The 235-nt window shown below is 32.8% G+C and carries 1 protein-coding gene; it reads left to right on the plus strand.

Features of this window, described 5'->3' with window-relative positions; genetic code table 11:
- Positions 1 to 17 precede the first annotated feature (17 nt).
- The coding region (locus AAEY79_RS16435) for an AAA family ATPase (RefSeq protein WP_352289854.1) at positions 18 to 235 on the plus strand (218 nt) is incomplete at its 3' end.

Below are 235 nucleotides of genomic sequence, written 5' to 3' on the forward strand. Positions count from 1 at the left end.
GTTCAAAAGGATGTCAAATGAGATTGCACGAACTACATATAAAGAACTTTAGAAAGCTCAAAGATTGTCACATTAAATTCCGAGATACTACATTTCTAATTGGCCCCAATAACGCGGGCAAATCAAGTGTGTTCTCAGCATTAAATCATTTGCATAAAAGCACAAATTTGGATAGAGAAGATTATTTAAAAGAGTATAACTCGGAAGAGGAAATTTATATTTACAAGGATGAAGT

Origin of the sequence: Psychrobacter sp. GW64-MNA-CIBAN-0177, from assembly GCF_040309585.1 — a bacterium.
Taxonomy (GTDB): Bacteria; Pseudomonadota; Gammaproteobacteria; order Pseudomonadales; family Moraxellaceae; genus Psychrobacter; species Psychrobacter okhotskensis.